The sequence below is a fragment of the Streptomyces sp. NPDC102259 genome (assembly GCF_044766465.1).
Classification (GTDB): domain Bacteria; phylum Actinomycetota; class Actinomycetes; order Streptomycetales; family Streptomycetaceae; genus Streptomyces.
The window spans coordinates 53142-69281 of record NZ_JBIWMA010000008.1 but is presented as its reverse complement, the minus strand read 5'-3'; the positions used below and the strand labels follow the sequence as shown (position 1 = coordinate 69281).

At 71.2% G+C, this 16140-nt stretch carries 17 protein-coding genes and 1 pseudogene; 11 read left to right on the top strand and 7 right to left on the bottom strand.

From position 1 onward, the window contains the following. Positions 1 to 153: 153 nt before the first annotated feature. The gene (locus ACIRPU_RS20115) at positions 154 to 783 is read right to left on the bottom strand and encodes a LysE family translocator (RefSeq protein WP_403868915.1); all 630 of its coding nucleotides are present in this window, start codon (positions 781 to 783) and stop codon (positions 154 to 156) included. Between the two features lie 82 nt (positions 784 to 865). On the opposite strand from ACIRPU_RS20115, the gene ACIRPU_RS20110 reads away from it, so the two are divergent. After that, entirely contained in the window at positions 866 to 1318 is a 453-nt protein-coding gene (locus tag ACIRPU_RS20110) for an Lrp/AsnC family transcriptional regulator (RefSeq protein WP_403868912.1), read from the top strand. 87 nt (positions 1319 to 1405) lie between these two features. On the opposite strand, the gene ACIRPU_RS20105 is transcribed toward ACIRPU_RS20110, so the two are convergent. Next, complete coding sequence (locus ACIRPU_RS20105; RefSeq protein WP_384109010.1) at positions 1406 to 2041, bottom strand: TetR family transcriptional regulator; 636 nt, start codon at positions 2039 to 2041, stop codon at positions 1406 to 1408. A 134-nt stretch (positions 2042 to 2175) separates the two neighbouring features. Here ACIRPU_RS20105 and ACIRPU_RS20100 point away from each other — a divergent pair, with 134 nt between their 5' ends. The 3 genes from ACIRPU_RS20100 to ACIRPU_RS20090 all read left to right on the top strand — a co-directional run bounded on the left by ACIRPU_RS20100 (position 2176) and on the right by ACIRPU_RS20090 (position 6241). After that, positions 2176 to 2898, top strand: coding sequence for a VOC family protein (locus ACIRPU_RS20100; protein ID WP_355706788.1), 723 nt, complete (start codon positions 2176 to 2178; stop codon positions 2896 to 2898). 188 nt (positions 2899 to 3086) lie between these two features. Further along, on the top strand, positions 3087 to 5471 hold the full coding sequence (locus ACIRPU_RS20095) for a PQQ-binding-like beta-propeller repeat protein (RefSeq protein ID WP_403868909.1): 2385 nt from the start codon (positions 3087 to 3089) through the stop codon (positions 5469 to 5471). Positions 5472 to 6109: 638 nt separating this feature from the next. Continuing rightward, a complete protein-coding gene (locus ACIRPU_RS20090; protein WP_403868906.1) occupies positions 6110 to 6241 on the top strand; it encodes a hypothetical protein in 132 nt (43 codons plus the stop codon). Between the two features lie 18 nt (positions 6242 to 6259). On the opposite strand, the gene ACIRPU_RS20085 is transcribed toward ACIRPU_RS20090, so the two are convergent. Then, on the bottom strand, positions 6260 to 6817 hold the full coding sequence (locus ACIRPU_RS20085) for a hypothetical protein (RefSeq protein ID WP_403869511.1): 558 nt from the start codon (positions 6815 to 6817) through the stop codon (positions 6260 to 6262). Between ACIRPU_RS20085 and ACIRPU_RS20080 the strand changes: the two are divergent. From ACIRPU_RS20080 to ACIRPU_RS20055, 6 genes and pseudogenes are all read left to right on the top strand, one after another. Beyond that, positions 6810 to 6971, top strand: a pseudogene (locus ACIRPU_RS20080) (ATP-binding protein); the annotation flags it as partial. The gene ACIRPU_RS20085 and the pseudogene ACIRPU_RS20080 sit on opposite strands and share 8 nt — an antisense overlap. Before the next feature lie 152 nt (positions 6972 to 7123). Then, positions 7124 to 7384: a putative ATP-grasp-modified RiPP gene (gene tgmA, locus ACIRPU_RS20075; protein WP_403868903.1), complete on the top strand. Its 261-nt coding sequence runs from the start codon at positions 7124 to 7126 to the stop codon at positions 7382 to 7384. 4 nt (positions 7385 to 7388) lie between these two features. Next, on the top strand, positions 7389 to 8351 hold the full coding sequence (gene tgmB / locus ACIRPU_RS20070) for an ATP-grasp ribosomal peptide maturase (RefSeq protein ID WP_403868900.1): 963 nt from the start codon (positions 7389 to 7391) through the stop codon (positions 8349 to 8351). Further along, the gene (gene tgmC, locus ACIRPU_RS20065; RefSeq protein WP_403868897.1) at positions 8344 to 9507 is read left to right on the top strand and encodes an ATP-grasp peptide maturase system methyltransferase; all 1164 of its coding nucleotides are present in this window, start codon (positions 8344 to 8346) and stop codon (positions 9505 to 9507) included. The genes tgmB and tgmC overlap by 8 nt, the downstream gene beginning before the upstream one ends. 384 nt (positions 9508 to 9891) lie before the next feature. Next, the gene (locus ACIRPU_RS20060) at positions 9892 to 10851 is read left to right on the top strand and encodes a hypothetical protein (protein ID WP_403868894.1); all 960 of its coding nucleotides are present in this window, start codon (positions 9892 to 9894) and stop codon (positions 10849 to 10851) included. 94 nt (positions 10852 to 10945) lie between these two features. After that, on the top strand, positions 10946 to 11587 hold the full coding sequence (locus tag ACIRPU_RS20055) for a DUF433 domain-containing protein (RefSeq protein ID WP_403868891.1): 642 nt from the start codon (positions 10946 to 10948) through the stop codon (positions 11585 to 11587). A 25-nt stretch (positions 11588 to 11612) separates the two neighbouring features. Here ACIRPU_RS20055 and ACIRPU_RS20050 read toward each other — a convergent pair whose 3' ends face one another. The 3 genes from ACIRPU_RS20050 to ACIRPU_RS20040 are packed head-to-tail and all read right to left on the bottom strand — an operon-like array spanning position 11613 to position 13996. Then, positions 11613 to 12386, bottom strand: a complete 774-nt coding sequence (locus ACIRPU_RS20050; protein WP_403868888.1) for an enoyl-CoA hydratase/isomerase family protein — start codon at positions 12384 to 12386, stop codon at positions 11613 to 11615. Beyond that, the gene (locus tag ACIRPU_RS20045) at positions 12383 to 12799 is read right to left on the bottom strand and encodes a Zn-ribbon domain-containing OB-fold protein (RefSeq protein ID WP_403868885.1); all 417 of its coding nucleotides are present in this window, start codon (positions 12797 to 12799) and stop codon (positions 12383 to 12385) included. The genes ACIRPU_RS20050 and ACIRPU_RS20045 overlap by 4 nt, the downstream gene beginning before the upstream one ends. A 39-nt stretch (positions 12800 to 12838) precedes the next feature. Beyond that, a complete protein-coding gene (locus ACIRPU_RS20040) occupies positions 12839 to 13996 on the bottom strand; it encodes a lipid-transfer protein (protein ID WP_355708760.1) in 1158 nt (385 codons plus the stop codon). A 108-nt stretch (positions 13997 to 14104) separates the two neighbouring features. Between ACIRPU_RS20040 and ACIRPU_RS20035 the strand changes: the two genes are divergently transcribed. Further along, the gene (locus ACIRPU_RS20035) at positions 14105 to 15694 is read left to right on the top strand and encodes a FadD3 family acyl-CoA ligase (RefSeq protein ID WP_403868882.1); all 1590 of its coding nucleotides are present in this window, start codon (positions 14105 to 14107) and stop codon (positions 15692 to 15694) included. An 86-nt stretch (positions 15695 to 15780) separates the two neighbouring features. Here the strand turns inward: ACIRPU_RS20035 and ACIRPU_RS20030 are convergent, their stop codons facing one another. Then, on the bottom strand, positions 15781 to 15966 hold the full coding sequence (locus tag ACIRPU_RS20030; protein ID WP_403868879.1) for a sigma-like protein: 186 nt from the start codon (positions 15964 to 15966) through the stop codon (positions 15781 to 15783). Between the last annotated feature and the right edge of the window lie 174 nt (positions 15967 to 16140).

Here is a 16140-nt window from a genome sequence, read left to right as displayed (position 1 = left end):
CAGGGGCGCCCGGGTCCGGCTCGCCCCCGGGAGCCAGAGGCCGGGTAGGCGGGTAGCCGGGTGGCCTCTGGCTTCCGGGTGGCCGGGTGGCCGGGTGGCCTCTGGCTTCCGGTGGGGGCCTCTGGCTTCCGGTGGCCGGGTGGCCGGGTGGAGTCAGAAGGCGTGCTGTATCAGCAGGAACGTGCCGATCCCCAGCATCGCCGCGCCGGACGTGCGGGTCACCGCGCGGGCCGCCGCCGGGCGGGCGCCCAGCAGCCTGCGGGCCAGGACGCCCACCGTGAGGTAGACGGCGGCGCAGCACGCCATGTGCAGGAGCCCGAGGGCGGTCGTCTGGACGGCCACCGGCAGGTGCCCGTCCCCCGTTCGCCCGCCCCCCGTGGTGAGGAACTGCGGCAGGACCGAGAGGTAGAGCAGCAGGCCCTTGGGGTTCAGGCCGCTGATCGTGGCCCCGCGCAGGAACACCCGCGCGCCGCCCGCCGTGATCTCCTCCCCCGCGCCCGGTGTCCCCGGCCGCCGCAGCACGGCCCACCCGAGCCACACCAGGTACGCCGCGCCCGCCACCGTCAGCGCGGTGAGCAGCGTCGGCGACCTGGCGACCAGCACGGCGAGGCCCGCCGCGGCCAGCACCGTGTGCAGGGCGTACCCGCTCACCAGACCGCCCACCGCCGCGCCCACCGACCGGCCGCGCAGCCCGGCGGAGATCACGTAGGCCCAGTCGGCGCCCGGCACGCACACCAGCAGCAGGTCGACGACGAGGAAGGAAATCAGCGTTCCGGAGTCCATATCGGGAACATTAGGCGCGATAGGGCCGAAAGTGTTTCCGAAGTTTTCGCAGATCAGCGTGATCCGAGGGAAGATCTTCCTCATGGATGACGTGGACCGGAAGATTCTTGCCGAGCTTCAGCAGGACGGGCGGCTGACCGTGACCGAGCTGGCCGCGCGGGTGCGGCTGAGCGTCTCGCCCTGTCACCGGCGGCTGCGGGAGCTGGAGCGGTCCGGGGCGATCAGCGGCTACCGGGCGGTGGTGAAGCCGTCCGCCGTCGGGCTGACCTTCGAGGCGCTGGTCTTCGTCTCGATGCGGCAGGAGGACCGGGACACGGTCGCCGAGTTCGAGCGGGCGGTGGGCGAGGTGGAACACGTCCTGGACGCGCAGCGGCTGTTCGGGGAGCCCGACTATCTGCTGCGGGTGGCCACCGCCGACCTCGCGGCCTTCCAGCGGCTGTACGACGAGCGACTCGCCACCCTGCCGGGGGTGCAGCGGCTGACGTCGACGTTGGTGATGAAGCACGTGGTGAAGGACCGGGCGCTGCCCGGCTGAGGCCGACAGCGCGGCAGGCGGCAGCTCACCCGGGTGAGCTGCCGCCTGACAGACAGGACTTGACCGTAAAGACAGATGGGGGCCGGGCTACTTCGTCGGCTTCTTGCCGGTGATGCCCAGGTGCACCAGCAGGGCCAGGTTCGGCTTGAGTTCAGCCTGCTTGACGCCCCAGGTCTGGAAGCCCTTCTGGTGCGAGGCGACCGCCGCGAGCATCGCGACGAGCGCGCCGGCGACCGCGGCCGGGTTCACGTCCTTGTCGACCTTGCCCTTGGACTGCAACTCGGCGACCGCGTCCGACAGGGAGTTGTTCACCGAGTTGAGGATCTTCATGCGGAGTTTGTAGAAGCGCTTGTCCCCCTCCGCCGCGCCGAGGTCGACGACCCGGAGGATCGCGTCGTTCCTCCGCCAGAACTCCAGGAAACCGTCCACGAGTTCCTGCGCCGTCTGCCAGCCCGCCTTGCCGACCCACGACCGTCCCGCGACGAGGCCGGTCAACTCGGCCCCCTCGGTGGCCATTTGCTCGGCGATCTCCAGGACGGCGCCTTCGACGTCCGGGAAGTACTGGTAGAAGGTCGCGGGCGAAGTGCCCGCCTTCCGGGCGACGTCGATGACCTTGACGTCGCGGTACGGAGAAGAGCTGAGCATCTCGCTGAGGCAGTCGAGCAGCTTCTGCCGCGTCGCCTGCCCGCGCCGACCGGCCACGCGGCCGTCGACGGTACGCACTTGTCCTGTCATGCCGTCAGCTTACCGAGGGGTGATCGGAGCGCTATTCGGCCGACTGCAAATGGGGTGCGCGGGTGTGCGGAGGCGGGTGTGCCTGGTCTGCGGCTTGCGTGAACCGCCGTTAGTTTGGCTGCATGGCCGAAAACAGGGCATCGGTGTACGCAGAGGGCGTCCCCTGCTGGGTGGACGCGCAGCTCCCCGACGTGGACGCGGGCAAGCGGTTCTACGGTGAGCTCTTCGGGTGGGGTTTCGAGGAGGCGTACGGCTCCTCCGTGTGGGCCCGGCTGGAGGGGGAGCCGGTGGCCGCGCTCGCCCACAAGACGGACGGCCGGATGCCCACCGTCTGGACGGTGTACTTCGCGACCCCGGACGCGCGGAAGACCGTCCGCCGCATCCGCAACGCCGGCGGGCAGGTCATCATGGGGCCGCTGCCGGTCGGCGGGGCGGGCACCGCCGTGCTCGCCGCCGACCCCGAGGGCGCGGTCTTCGGCCTGTGGCAGCCGGACGGCCATCCCGGCTTCGGCGTACGGCACCGGCCGGGCGCGTTCGCCTGGGCGCAGCTCTACGCCCGGGACACCGAGGCCGCCAACACGTTCTACGGTCATCTCTTCCACGAGGCGCTGTTCGGTCCGGGCGCCGAACCCGACTTCGGGCGGGCGCCGGTCGGCGATGTCTTCCCGGAGATGATGCCGCCGCATTTCCTCGTCCACTTCGGTGTGCGGGACTGCGAGGCCGCTCTCGGCGCGGTGACCCGGCTCGGCGGGCGGGTGCAGGCGGGCCCGTTCACCGCTTCGTACGGAATCGTGGCGGTCGTCACGGACAATCAAGGGGCGTCGTTCGCGCTTCTCCAGCGCTGACAGGTGCCATGTGCGTGCTGTATACGCGTATATGAGATGAGACACCCCGATTGCCCCCGGGTTCGCAACCGGCCGTCCGGCCAGGAAGAATCAGGGTGCGTGCCGCCATGGCGGTGCGGTGGTGAGACGCTGCACGGGGCCGTGTACACAAGTGGGTGACGCGGTTCGTACGGGGAGGTGGCAGGCAAGTGGTGGATCAGCTGACGCAGCACGATCCGCGGCGGATCGGGCCGTTCGAGGTGCTGGGACGGCTGGGCGCCGGCGGCATGGGGCTGGTCTATCTGGCCCGTTCGGCCTCGGGCCGGCGGGTGGCGATCAAGACGGTCCGGACCGAGCTCGCCGAGGACCAGCTCTTCCGGGTGCGTTTCACGCGCGAGGTGGAGGCGGCCCGGGCGGTCTCCGGTTTCTACACGGCCGCCGTCGTCGACGCCGATCCCCGCGCCGCCGTGCCCTGGCTGGCCACCGCGTACGTTCCCGCGCCCTCCCTCGAGGAAATAGTGAACGACTGCGGGCCGATGCCCGCCCAGGCGGTGCGCTGGCTGGCGGCGGGCGTCGCCGAGGCGCTCCAGTCGATCCACGGCGCGGGGCTGGTCCACCGTGACCTCAAGCCGTCCAACGTGCTCGTCGTCGAGGACGGGCCCCGGGTGATCGACTTCGGCATCGCGTCCGGTGTCTCGAACACGCGTTTGACGATGACGAACGTGGCCGTCGGCACGCCCGCCTACATGTCCCCCGAGCAGGCGAAGGACTCGCGCAGCGTGACCGGCGCGAGCGACGTCTTCTCGCTCGGCTCGATGCTCGTGTTCGCCGCCACCGGTCACCCGCCCTTCCACGGCGCCAACCCGGTCGAGACGGTCTTCATGCTGCTGCGCGAGGGACCGGACCTGGAGGGCCTGCCCGACGAGCTGCGTCCGCTCATCGAGTCCTGTATGCAGATGGAGGCCACGGCCCGGCCCAACCCGGCCGACCTCCAGGCCCAGCTCGCCCCCCACCTGTTCGGCTCCGGCTCCGACGACAGCGGTACGGCGTCGGCGTGGCTGCCCGAGAAGGCGGTCACCCTCATCGAGACGCGCCGGGGCGGCCGTCCGGCGAAACCGGCGCCCCCGAGCCCCCGCAGCGGAGGCGGTGGCGGCGGTGTGGGCATGGCCCGGCCCGTCGTACCGGCCGTACCGCCCCCGCCGTCCCACGCCCCCGTGGTCCTCTCCCGCCCGGCGCAGTCGGCCGTGGCCGTCGGCGCCCCCGACATCGGTCCCGTCCGGCTGGCGGGCGCCGCCGTGCCGATCGGGCCGGGTCCGCGCGTCGCCGACGTCCGTGCCACGGCCGCCGTGAAGGCGCCGGTGGCCGAGCCCGGCCTGGTCGCCAGCTGGTCCCGCCCGCGCCCCGGAGTCAACGGCGCCGACACGACCGTACCGGCCCCCCAGAGCGCGCCCTCGGAGACCCCGGCGGGCTGGCGGCCCTGGCGTTTCCGCATGTCGAACGATGTGTGGGGCACGCCGTCCGTCGCCGGGGACCTCGTCTACGTCACCTCCTTCGAGGTGCACGCCCTGGATGTGGCCACCGGCCGCCGGCGCTTCAAGACGCGGGACGTGGCCTGGTCGATGGCGGTCGCGGACGGCAGGGTGCACGCCTCCGACGGCCCCACCCTGTTCGCCCTGGACGCCCGCGAGGGCGGCGACCTGTGGCGGCTGTCGACGGACGCCTGGGTGTACTCGCTCAAGGCGGACCGGGGCACGGTCGTCACCGGCACGCGCGGCGGCGGCGTCCAGGCCTGGGAGGCCTCGGCCGGGCAGAAGCTGTGGGAGATCACCGGCTGCCAGACCGACTTCGAGTCCCCGGAGGCCGGCCCGGTCCTGCACGAGGGCACGGTCTACGTCTGGCAGGACGCCCGGCTGAAGGCCCTGGACGCCCGCACGGGCGAGGAACGCTGGTCGTACCCCATCGGCGACACGGCCTCCTGCGGCGGTGTCCCGGTCCGCGTCACCCCGGCCCCCGACGGCTATGTCTACCTCTCCGCAGGCACCCGCGTCCTCGCCGTCGACGTCGCGAGCGGCATGGTGCGCTGGCACTTCGAGGCCCCGGCGGTGTTCCTGTCCCCGCCGACCTTCGTGCCCGGCCCGGCGGTGACCGGCGGCGGCGTCTACCTCGCCGACTACCTCGGCACCGTGTACGCCATCGACGCCACCGACGGCCGCGACCGCTGGCGTATCGCCACCGAGGCCCGCGCGTCCGTCGACCCGGTGCTGGTGGCCGCCGGCCATGTCCACGTCGGCAGCGGCAAGGGGCTCTACACCCTGGACGCGGTCACCGGCACGCCCAAGTGGCGCTTCCAGGCGGGCGGCGACATCGTGGGCGCCCCGGCGGTGGCGGAGGGCCGTATCCATTTCGGCTCGACGGACCACCTGCTGTACACCCTGAAGGCCGACGACGGCCGACTGCGCTGGAAGCTGGCGACCGGCGGCGAGATCACCGGCTCCCCGGTGGTCCGCGACGGCGTCGTGTACGCGTCCAGCAAGGACCGCTGCGTGTACGCGCTGGACGCGGAGAAGGGCACGGGCACGGCGAGAACGGCCTGAGCCGACCGACCCGCGCGATGCCCGGACGACCGCGCGATGCCCGGACGGTCGCTCGGTGCCCGGACGGCTGTCGTACCCGGTGGGACGGCTGTCGTGCCGGGACGGCCGTCGTGCCGGGCGTACGGAAGGGATCCGGACGGCGGCCGCCGTCGCCGACGCTACGCCGGGGACCGCCCCATCGCCACGCAGTGACATGGTCGTGACAGGTGTTGCCTAGGCTGTCCGTATGGATCGACGGGGGCAGAAACTCAAGTTCACAGCGGTGGCCGTGGTCGTCGTCCTGGCGCTGACGGGCTTCTCGACGAGCAAGGGCCACAGCCGCGCCGGCCGTCACAGCGACGGCGGGGGCGGCGGATGCAGCAGCTCCAGCCAGAACCACGACAGCTCGTCGTCGAGCAGCGGCGGCAGTTCGGGCAGCACCTACCACGACTACGACGACGATGACGACTACACGGACGACACCTACGGCGACGGCGGCTCGTCCAGCACGTCCACGACGCGGCAGGACGCCACGGTGAGGCTGATCGACTGCGCGACGCCGAGCGAGCCCTACGCGACGGTCGAGGTCACCAACCCCAACGCGACCGGCGGCTACTTCACCGATCACGGTCGACTTCCTCGACGCCGGTTCCGACCGGGTGGAGGAGCGGACCACCGACGAGTACGTCGCCGGGAACGACTCGACGACCGTGCAGGTGGACCTGTCCGGTCCGGGCGTCGCGGCGAAGGTCGACCACTGCGACCCGGAACCCTACGCACCGGCGGGGTGACGGTCGTAGTGCAAAGTGCTAAGCCGCGACCTTCTGTCGTGCCAGATTTCCCGCGCGTTCGTTCAGATCACGTGCTTTCGAGTTGCCGAGAAAGGGCCGGATGCGTTTCCGCATGATGGCGAAATGTTCGTCGGCTCGGGCGGAGGAAAGCCGCTCGTAGTCGTCGAGGAAGGCTCCCCAGGTCACGCAGGCGGCTTCGAGATGACCGATTTCCAACTGGCGTTGGGCGAGCAGGCCGTTCGCGTGGGCATTGCCTTGACGTTCAACCGAGGGGCGGGCCCGGTTCGACGCTTGAAGGGCTTCGATCGAGCCGGTGACGTCGTGGAGGGCGTACAGGACGCTGGCCACGTGGAATTCGTAGGCGGCACGGTCGTAACCGCCGACGGCGTCACGGCGGTTGTCGGCCTTCGAGAGAGCGGCCTCGGTCTCGTGGAGGCGGGCGAAGGCCAGCGCCTTGTCCCCTACCAGCGCGGCCCCGTGCGCCTGTTGGCCCCGAAGAAAGGCCTGGAGGCGAGGGCCGGCCGAAGGCGCCGCTTCGGCGGCGGAGTCGGCGAGTTCGAGGGCGGGTCTGCCCACTCTCGGCCAAGCGGGTGCGGAGGACGAGTCGGGCCGAGGCCTGCTTCTCGTCGATGCGGTCGCCGACCGCTGGGGCTACGACCTGCGTCGCTCGGGCCGACGCCCATGGGGCAAGGAAGTCTGGGCCGAACTCCGTGTCAGGGGCGACGAATGAACACCCGTGGTCGCCAGGCACCGCACCTCCCGGGTCTGTCGGTCCCCGGCATTCCGCTCTTAGGACCTGATCCCTGCCCACCTCTCAGCGGCCTTGGAGGCTGCACTCCCACTCCCTCCGCTCACCCTTCCAGCCCGTTGCGAGGAGACCTGATGACGACCGTCGTCGAACAGCCCACGACCGGGCGCCCCTGGGGCGCCGACCGTCTTGCGCCCTACCCGGTCACTGTCCAGCGTCCGCATGCCACGGTCACCGTCGACCCCGACACACAGCTCGGCGTGTTCCGCGATCGCGCGGGTCAGGTGGTCGAGATGGGCGCGCACGGCACCAGCAAGGGCACTGAGACGTCGACCGTCACGAACTCGGACTCCAAGAACGACCAGGGGCACGACCAGGACTCCGAGCAGGACTGACGACGTGACCGAGGAGATGCCGGTTCTCGTGGTCACGGAGGCGGACGACCTGACTGCTGACTTGGTGATTGCCGAACTCAACCGGCGGAATGTACCCGTGGTCAGGTTCGATCCCGCGGACATCGGCGCCGATCTGACGGTCTCGGCTCGGTTCGGCACCTGCCCGCCCTCCATGGCCGGGCAGGTGCGCACGTCGTCGAGGACCGCCGACCTGACCCGTGTCCGAGCGGTGTACTGGCGGCGCCCCGAATGGCCCGCCTTCTCCCATCTGGCTCCGGACGACGCCCGATTCGCGGCTGCCCAGGTCCGCTTCGGGCTCGGCGGCATCCTCTACGCGATGGACTGTCCGCTCTGGGTCAACCATCCCCTGCTCATCGCTGCCGCCGACTACAAGCCCGCTCAACTCGCCCTTGCCCAGCGACTCGGCCTGGCCGTGCCCCCGACCCTCGTCACCAATGACCCGGACGAGGCGAGCGAGTTCGTCACCGGTCAGCGTGACGTGATCTTCAAGACCTTGCGCTGGACCCCGTACGCGCGCGAAGGCGTGCCGGTCACCGGCTGGGCCGATCCGGTGTCCGCCGACGAGATCGACGAGAGCGTTCGCGTCACCCCACACCTGTTCCAGGCTCGTGTGGACAAAGTCGCCGACCTCCGCGTGCTGATCGTCGGCCGTCACACGTTCGCCGTGCGCATCGACTCCGGCCTGCTGGACTGGCGCAAGGACTACGAAGCTCTCACCTACACCGTCGAGCACCTCCCCGACCGGGTGAGCAAGGCGCTGCACCGCTACCTGGACCACCTCGGTCTGGTCTCGGGGAGCTTCGATCTCGCGGTGGACCGGGCCGGGGACCACTGGTGGCTGGAGCTGAACCCGAACGGCCAGTGGGGGTGGCTGGAGAGGGAGACCGGCCTCCCGATGTCCGCCGCCTTCGCCGACCTGCTCAGCAAGGAGACGACCCATGAATGACTCGACGCCCGAGCGCCACCGCCTCGCCGAACTGCTGGCACGGAACGGCGCCCTCACCTCCCCTTGGCTGCGCAGGGCCGTCGAGGCCGTACCACGCGAGGTCTTCCTCGACCCTGGTGTGTTCCTCGACGAAGGCGGCAGGTGGCGGCCGGTCACGGCGGCCGGCACCGACCCTGCCGAGTGGCTGGAGACCGCGTACACCTGCGACACCCTCACCACACAGCTCGACGGCCGCCTGACCGCCGACCAGGTCAGCGGCCCCGTCGAAGGGATCCCCACCTCTTCCTCCACCACCCCTGCCACGGTGGTCGGCATGATCGAGAGCCTGGACCTGGAGACGGGCCATCGAGTGCTGGAGATCGGTACGGGTACCGGTTACTCCTCCGCTCTGATGTGTCACTACCTCGGCGAGGACAACGTGACCACGGTCGAGGTGGACCCGGAGGTGGCGGGCCGGGCGGACGCCGCGCTCGAATCGGTCGGCTTCTCGACGTGGACCGTCACCGGCGACGGCCTTCTCGGGCATCCCCGGCGCGCGCCGTACGACCGCGTGATCTCCACATGTGCCGTACGCCGCATCCCGCACACCTGGGTCCGGCAGACGAGGCCCGGTGGCGTGATCCTGAGCACCGTGGGCTCCTGGCCGTACGGGACGGGCCTGGCCAAGGTCACGGTCGACGACGACGGCACCGCCGAGGGCAGGATCATCGGCAGGTCATCGTTCATGCAGGCGCGGGCACAGGCCGTCGTTCCGGTGGCCGGCGACCTTTCCGCCCGGACGGCCTACGCGGACAGCGAGAGGGAGACGAAGGCACCTCCCACGATGCTGGAGGAGTGGATGCCCGCCTTCCTCGCCCAGCTCGCCGCGCCTGGGGCGCAGTTCGTCCGCGCCGCGCGGAGTGACGGGACCAAGCTCCTGTACGTATTCGATCCGGAGCGAGAGTCCTTCGCCCAGTTCATCGCCGAGAGTGACACCTGGACGGTCCGGCAGGGCGGCCCCGTGGCGTTGTGGGACGCCATTGAGGAGTCCCTCGTTGCGTGGCGGCACGCGAGCAGCCCCGACATCGACACCGTGCGACTCCGGATCACACCCGTCTCCCACGTGTACTGGATCGACGGCAATCCGTCCTTGCGCTGGGAGCACAGCCTCGTCTGAACGGCGATGCGGTGCGAGACCTCGGGCGCGGCCCGCCGCTCGGGCTGCGCACCCTTCGGCTCCCTCCACAGGCGGGTCGAAGGCCGGGCGACGCCGTTCCCGAGGCGGCCGGGCCTCGGTCGCCGTCCGCGTTCCGGGCTCACCGGGCCCTTGTTCGCGAGGGTCCGGTGGGCCGCTGACCTCCTGAAAGAACCGGGGGAAAGAACTTCCCGCCCACCCACCCTCCCCGGCCGCGAAGTTCGCGTCACCCGTACGGGTGACCGGCTTGCAGCAGCGGGATACGGGCGGTTACGTTCGCCGCGACCACCACAGACGAATACGGCCCCCGGCCGGGACTGGCATCCCGAACGAGGGCCTGACCGATCAGGAAGCAACACCTTCCCAATGGCTGAATCGCAGTCTAACGCGCCCCTGCGCGCCGACGCCGGAGCTCCGACGTCCGGAGTGATCCATGTCCGCAACCGGCTCACGGCCGACTTCACGGTGATCTCCAACGCCCTCGCCCAGCGACGCGGCAGCGCGGTCGCGATCGGCGTCGCGGCGTACATCGCCTCCCTGCCAGACGGCTCCCCCGTGACGATCACCGCCCTGTGCGAGCACTTCAGCGAGGGCGAGATCCTGATCTCGCGAGCGCTGAGGGAGCTGGAGGCGGCCGGGTACCTGGAGCGCCGCCGCGAGCGAACGCCCACCGGACATTTCCGTACCCGGACGTACTTCTACGACGTACCCGACGGCGCGCCGCATCCGGACGGGCCTCCCGAGCCGCCGAAGCCCCGTCGTCCCCGCGAGCAGCCCGCCGTCGTACGCGGACCGCTGCGGCCGCCGGTCCAGCCCGAGGTGGAGATCCCGGCCCCGCTCACCGATGTCGCCGACGTTGCCGGTGTCGCCGACGTTGCCGATGGTGCCGGTGTCGGCGACGTTGCCGATGGTGCCGGTGTCGGCGACGTTGCCGATGGTGCCGACGCCGACCCCCGAGCCGTCGCCGTACTCACCGCCCTGCGCCGGGTCGACCCCCGCCTCATCCTGTCCGCGCGGGAAGTCGCCCGCCTCGCCCCGGCAGTCACCCGGTGGCTTGCGGCAGGTCTCCTGCCCACGCACATCACGGACCACCTCACCGCAAGGCTCCCGGACCGGTTGCTGGTCCGCCCGGCCGGCATCCTCGCCTACCGGCTCAAAGAGACGCCCCTTCCCCTGCCCGCACCGGCCGGAAGCACGGAAAACCCCGGACGCCCCGAGGTCGTGCGCATGCGGAACTGCGACGGCTGCGACCGGGGAATGCGTACGGCGGAACACGTCCGCTGCCGGGACTGCCGGACCCGGGACCAACTCAGCGCGGCCGGCTGAGCCGATGACCCCGATGACCGGGCGTGCGGTCCACCCACAGGTGGGAGGCTTGGTGTGGCACGATGCGAAACCCGGTGGCACGAGGAGGTGGGGCATGGTCGACAGGTTCAAGGACGGGCTCCTGACGTCCACGGAAACGGCCTCCTACCTGCAGATTCCGCAGTCGACGCTCACCTCGTGGCTGAAGGGCAGGGCCGCGGGAGCGCCACTGGTTCACCAAGTGGAGCCGCTGCGCAAGGGACAGCCCTCGGTGCCGTTCATCGCGGTGGCCGAGGCACACGTGCTCCGCTCCCTGCGTTCCCTCGGGCTCCGCATGAGTGAGATCAAGGAAGCGGCCGCCGCCGTACGGGACGCCTTCGACACCCCTTACGGCCTCGTGTCGAAACGCATCGCGACGGACGGTGTGGACATCTTCGTCGAACACGGTCTCGGAGATCTCCGCAGAGCCCGGGACGGCCAGGCCCCCATCCAGGAAGTGGTCTCCAGCTATCTCCGGTACCTGAACTGGGACGCCGGTGACGACTTTCCCTCCAGCTTGAGACTGAGGCAGTACCCGGACTCCGTCCCCGTTGTGATCGACCCCAGGTTCGGCCAGGGACTTCCCGTGGTGGCGGCCAATCGCGTCTCGGTCAAGGCGATCACCGACCTGTGGGAGGCCGGGGAGAGCGTCGAGGACATCGCATACGACTACGCCATGACGCCAGAGCAGGTGGACGCTCTCTGCCGCCGTACCTGACCTCGGGCCGGACTCCGGGGTGGGCTCAGCGGGTCCGGGGCTGCTGCGGCGAGCGGCCCGTGAAGAGTCTCGCCTGTTCCTCGCTCGGCAGGTTCCCCAGCGAGATGAGGTGCGGCGCCTGTGCGAAACCCGTCGTGCGGGCCGTCTCCTTCGCCGCCCACAGGGCCCGTACCGTGCCCTGGATCCCGGCGGCGGGGTATCCGGCGATGACGGTCGCGCAGGTCGTCGCGGCTTCCAACGCGGCCCCGGTGTGGGTGAGTTCGGAGACCAGGCCTACGTCGAAGGCGCGCCGGGCGGAGATCCGTTCCGCCGTCCCCATGAGCATCATCCGCGCGACCTCCCCGTACGGCATCCGCTGCGCGAGGAGCACCGACTCGTACGCGCTGACCATCCCGTACGTGGTGTGCGGGTCGAAGAACACGGCGTCGGCGCCGGCGACGATGAACTCGCACTCCCCGAGCAGGTAGAAGGCGCCCCCGCAGGCCATGCCCTCCACGGCGGCGACTACCGGCTTCCACAGGTCGTTCGCCTTGGGGCCGACGGTGAGCAGCGGATCGTCCTGCATGTAGGGGGAGGGGGGCTGCGGTACGACGGCGTCCCGGTCCAGGCCGGTGGAGAAGGCCCGCTGTCCGGCCCCGGTGAGGACGACGGCCCGGGCCGAGTCGTCGAACCGCAACGCCCGCCAGACGTGCTGGAGTTCACGGACGGTCTCGAGGTCGAGGGCGTTCAGCCGGGCCGGCCGGTCGAGGGTGACGACGGCGACCCCGGTGTCCTTGTCGATGTCCAGCCGCACACTCACGGCCGCTCCAGAACCCACTGCGGGAGCCCGGCGCCGTCGAAGACGACCTGCACGCGGGCGCCGATCCGGATGCGGTCGGGGGAGAGGGAGTTCAGCGGGGCCCCCGCTTCGCTCACCAGGTTCCCCACCAGCCGGATCCGGGGCGTCTCGGCCAGCTCGACGAGGATCACGTTGTAGGGGGCCTGTGCGGCGTAGTCGGGCAGCAGGGGCGGATGCGGGACGACGTAGGACCAGATGCGGCCGCGTCCCGAGGTGCGCCGCCACTCGCTGGCGAAGGACTGGCAGAGCGGGCAGCAGGGGCGGGGCGGGAAGCGGGGTTCGCCGCAGTCGGCGCAGGCCTGGACGCGGAGTTCGCCCTGGGCGGCGTACCGCCAGAAGGGGGCGCCGTCGGCGTCGGTGACGGGGGTGAGCATCGCGGGATCAACTCCTCGGTGCGTTCTCCTCGGTGGGTTTCAGTTCCTGAGCAGCAGGGCTGAGGTCGGGACGCCCTCGCCCGCGGTGACGAGGCAGGTCGCGGCGCCCGGCACCTGGGCGGTGCTGGTCCCGCGCAGCTGCTTGACGCCTTCGTTGATGAGGTTGAAGCCGTGGACGTAGGCCTCGCTGAGCCCGCCCCCGCCGGTGTTGAGGGGCAGCCGTCCGCCGGTCTCCAGGGCGCCGCCCTCGGTGAACGCCCCGCCCTCTCCCCGGCCGCAGAACCCGTACCCCTCCAGGGAGAGCGGCACGAGGGGCGTGAAGGCGTCGTAGATCTGTGCGACGTCGACGTCGGGCGGGGTGAAGTCGGCGTGTTTCCACAGGTGCCGGGCGGCCGCCCAGGCGGGGCCGGTCAGCGGGTCGTCGTTCCAGTAGTTGACCATGCCGTGGTGCTGGGCGGGCAGGCCCTGGGCGGCGGAGTGGACGTACACGGGTCGCCGGCGGCAGTCCCGGGCCCGTTCGGCGCTCACCACCACGCACGCCAACGCCCCGTCCGTCTCGAGGCAGTTGTCGTACAGGCACAGGGGCTCGCTGATCCACCGGGCCGACATGTACATCTCGCGGGTGAGGGGCCGTTCGTACATCACGGCGGCCGGGTTCTGGTTGGCGCGGTTGCGGCAGGCGAGGGCGACGTTGAAGAGGTGGTCGCGGGTGGCGCCGTACTCGTGCAGATAGCGGCGGGCGAGCATGGCTATCTCGTCGGCGGGCCGCAGCAGCCCGAAGGGCCGGGTCCACTGGGCGGGGGTGGGGAGCTGGACGGCCGTGTTGGTCCACGGACGGGGCCCGGAGCCCCTCTTCCGTGACCGCCAGGCGACGCCGACCGTGGCCTGCCCGGCGGCGATGGCGGCGGCGAGGTGGGCGACGGTGGCGCAGGAACCGCCGCCGCCGAACCCGATCTTGCTGAAGAAGCTCAGGTCGCCGAACCCGACGGCCTTCGCGAGCTCGACCTCGTCCGTCTCCTCCATGGTGTAGGAGGCGAGCGCGTCGACCTCGCCGGGGGCGATCCCGGCGTCGTCGAGGGCGGCCAGGACGGCCCGGCAGGCGAGGGTCCGCTCGTCCTCGGGGAGGTGCTTGGCGAAGGACGTCTGCCCGATCCCGACGATGGCCGTGGCGTCCTTGATTCCGGTCACTGCGGGCATGCCGCACCCACCTCCACACGGCGACAGTGCTGCTGACAGTCCGTCAGGTTACCGCTAATCTGACGGTCAGTCAGCTACTGGGCTCGTGGGCTAGTGGGGAGACCGCTCATGCGTGGTGACATGGAGTGCATGGAGTGGGGGACGATCCCCGGCCTGGTCCGCTGGTCGGCCGAGCGGTACGCGACGACCGAGGCGGTGGTGGAGGGCCGTACCCGGATCTCGTACGCCGAACTCGGCGCCCGCGTCGAACGCGCGGCGGCGGCCTGTCTGGCGAACGGGGTGCGGGCGGGCGACCGCGTCGCCATCTGGGCCCCGAACTCCCTGGACTGGATGGTGGCGGCGCTCGGCGCGGTGGGGGCGGGAGCGGTGCTCGTGCCGCTGAACACCCGCTTCAAGGGCACGGAGGCGGCGGACGTACTGCGCCGCAGCGGGACCCGTCTGCTCTTCGTGACGGGCACCTTCCTGGGGACGTCGTACGTGGCGTCGCTGCGGCGGGCGACGGCGGAGGGCGCCGGGACCGGCCCGCTGCCGGGGCTTCCCGCGCTGGAGCAGGTGGTGGTGCTCGCGGACGACGCCCCGGCGGACTTCCGGCCCTGGAAGGACTTCCTGGCGAGCGGGGAGGACGTCGGCACGGCGGAGGTCCGGGCGCGGGCGGACCGGGTGGCGGGGGAGTGGCCCTCGGACATCGTCTTCACCTCGGGCACGACGGGCCGCCCCAAGGGCGCGGTGATCACCCACGCGCAGACGCTGCGGGCGTACGAGATCTGGACCGACCTGGCGGGACTGCGGCAGGGCGACCGCTACCTGATCGTGAACCCCTTCTTCCACACCTTCGGCTACAAGGCGGGCGTGATCGCCTGTCTGATGCGGGGCGCGACGATGATCCCCCAGCCGGTGTTCAACGTGGACACGGTCCTCGCGAACGTGGCGTCGGAACGGGTGTCGGTCCTCCCCGGACCGCCCACCCTGCACCAGTCGCTCCTGGACCACGCGTCCCGCGACAAGCACGACCTGTCGGCGCTGCGGCTGGTGGTGACGGGCGCGGCCGTGGTGCCGCTGCGGCTCGTCGAACGCCTGCGGGGCGAACTGGGCGTGGAGACCGTCCTGACGGCGTACGGCCTCTCGGAGGCGAGCGGAGTCGTCACCATGTGCCGTCGCGGGGACGACCCCACGGTCATCGCCTCGACGTCGGGCCGCGCGATCCCCGGCACCGAGGTGCGGGTGGACGCGGCGCCGGGCGAACCCGGGGAGGTCCTGGTCCGGGGCTTCAACGTGATGCGCGGCTACTACGAGGACGAGACGGCGACGGCGGAGGCCCTCACGGAGGACGGCTGGCTGCGCACCGGCGACGTGGGCGTCCTGGACCCCGCCGGCAACCTCCGGATCACCGACCGCCTCAAGGACATGTTCATCGTCGGCGGCTTCAACGCCTACCCGGCGGAGATAGAGCAGCGCCTCGGCCTGCACCCGGACGTGGCCGACGTGGCCGTGATCGGCGTCCCGGATCCCCGCCTGGGCGAGGTGGGCAAGGCGTACGTGGTCCGGCGGCCGGGAGCGGTCTGCACGGCCGACGACCTGATCGCCTGGGCCCGCCGGGAGATGGCCAACTACAAGGTCCCGAGAACGGTGGAGTTCGTGACCACCCTCCCCCGCAACGCGAGCGGCAAGGTACTGAAGGGGGAGCTGCGGGCCCGGTGACCGTGCCCCCGGACACACCTCGGCCGCGGCGGCTCCCCTCCGCGCCGCCGCGGCCGATCCCCGTCGTAACGGTTCCTGCGTGGCGCCTACTTGCCGCCCAGGTCCAGGGCGGGCGGGGCGGGCGAGTGGTTCTCCAGCGTGGTGATCTCTTCGTCGGTCGACGGCACGGTCGTCGTGGTCTTCTGCGTCACCGCGTCCTTGAGCGCCGGCGGCACGGGCGAGTGGTTCTCCAACGTGGTGATGTCCGGCGACTGCTTCTCGGTGCTGCTCATGTTCACGCTTCCCCTGTGAATGGTGTTCAAGTGAGTGGGACGCCTCTGACCGGCGATTCCCCCGAGTATCGCCGGACAGAGGCGGATGCCGGAGCCCACCCCCCAGTGGGCTCGTACGGGCCGTCTGTCCCCCGATGCGACGGGCCGTTGAGGTAGACCATGCCAGCCGCTCAT

What these genes read in the sequence shown, in the direction of transcription:
- ACIRPU_RS20115 (WP_403868915.1), bottom strand. Translation starts at nt 783, where the DNA reads ATGGACTCCGGAACGCTGATTTCCTTCCTCGTCGTCGACCTGCTGCTG.
- ACIRPU_RS20110 (WP_403868912.1), top strand. Translation starts at nt 866, where the DNA reads ATGGATGACGTGGACCGGAAGATTCTTGCCGAGCTTCAGCAGGACGGG.
- ACIRPU_RS20100 (WP_355706788.1), top strand. Translation starts at nt 2,176, where the DNA reads ATGGCCGAAAACAGGGCATCGGTGTACGCAGAGGGCGTCCCCTGCTGG.
- tgmA (WP_403868903.1), top strand. Translation starts at nt 7,124, where the DNA reads ATGACGACCGTCGTCGAACAGCCCACGACCGGGCGCCCCTGGGGCGCC.
- tgmC (WP_403868897.1), top strand. Translation starts at nt 8,344, where the DNA reads ATGAATGACTCGACGCCCGAGCGCCACCGCCTCGCCGAACTGCTGGCA.
- ACIRPU_RS20060 (WP_403868894.1), top strand. Translation starts at nt 9,892, where the DNA reads ATGGCTGAATCGCAGTCTAACGCGCCCCTGCGCGCCGACGCCGGAGCT.
- ACIRPU_RS20055 (WP_403868891.1), top strand. Translation starts at nt 10,946, where the DNA reads ATGGTCGACAGGTTCAAGGACGGGCTCCTGACGTCCACGGAAACGGCC.
- ACIRPU_RS20045 (WP_403868885.1), bottom strand. Translation starts at nt 12,799, where the DNA reads ATGCTCACCCCCGTCACCGACGCCGACGGCGCCCCCTTCTGGCGGTAC.
- ACIRPU_RS20040 (WP_355708760.1), bottom strand. Translation starts at nt 13,996, where the DNA reads ATGCCCGCAGTGACCGGAATCAAGGACGCCACGGCCATCGTCGGGATC.
- ACIRPU_RS20035 (WP_403868882.1), top strand. Translation starts at nt 14,105, where the DNA reads ATGCGTGGTGACATGGAGTGCATGGAGTGGGGGACGATCCCCGGCCTG.
- ACIRPU_RS20030 (WP_403868879.1), bottom strand. Translation starts at nt 15,966, where the DNA reads ATGAGCAGCACCGAGAAGCAGTCGCCGGACATCACCACGTTGGAGAAC.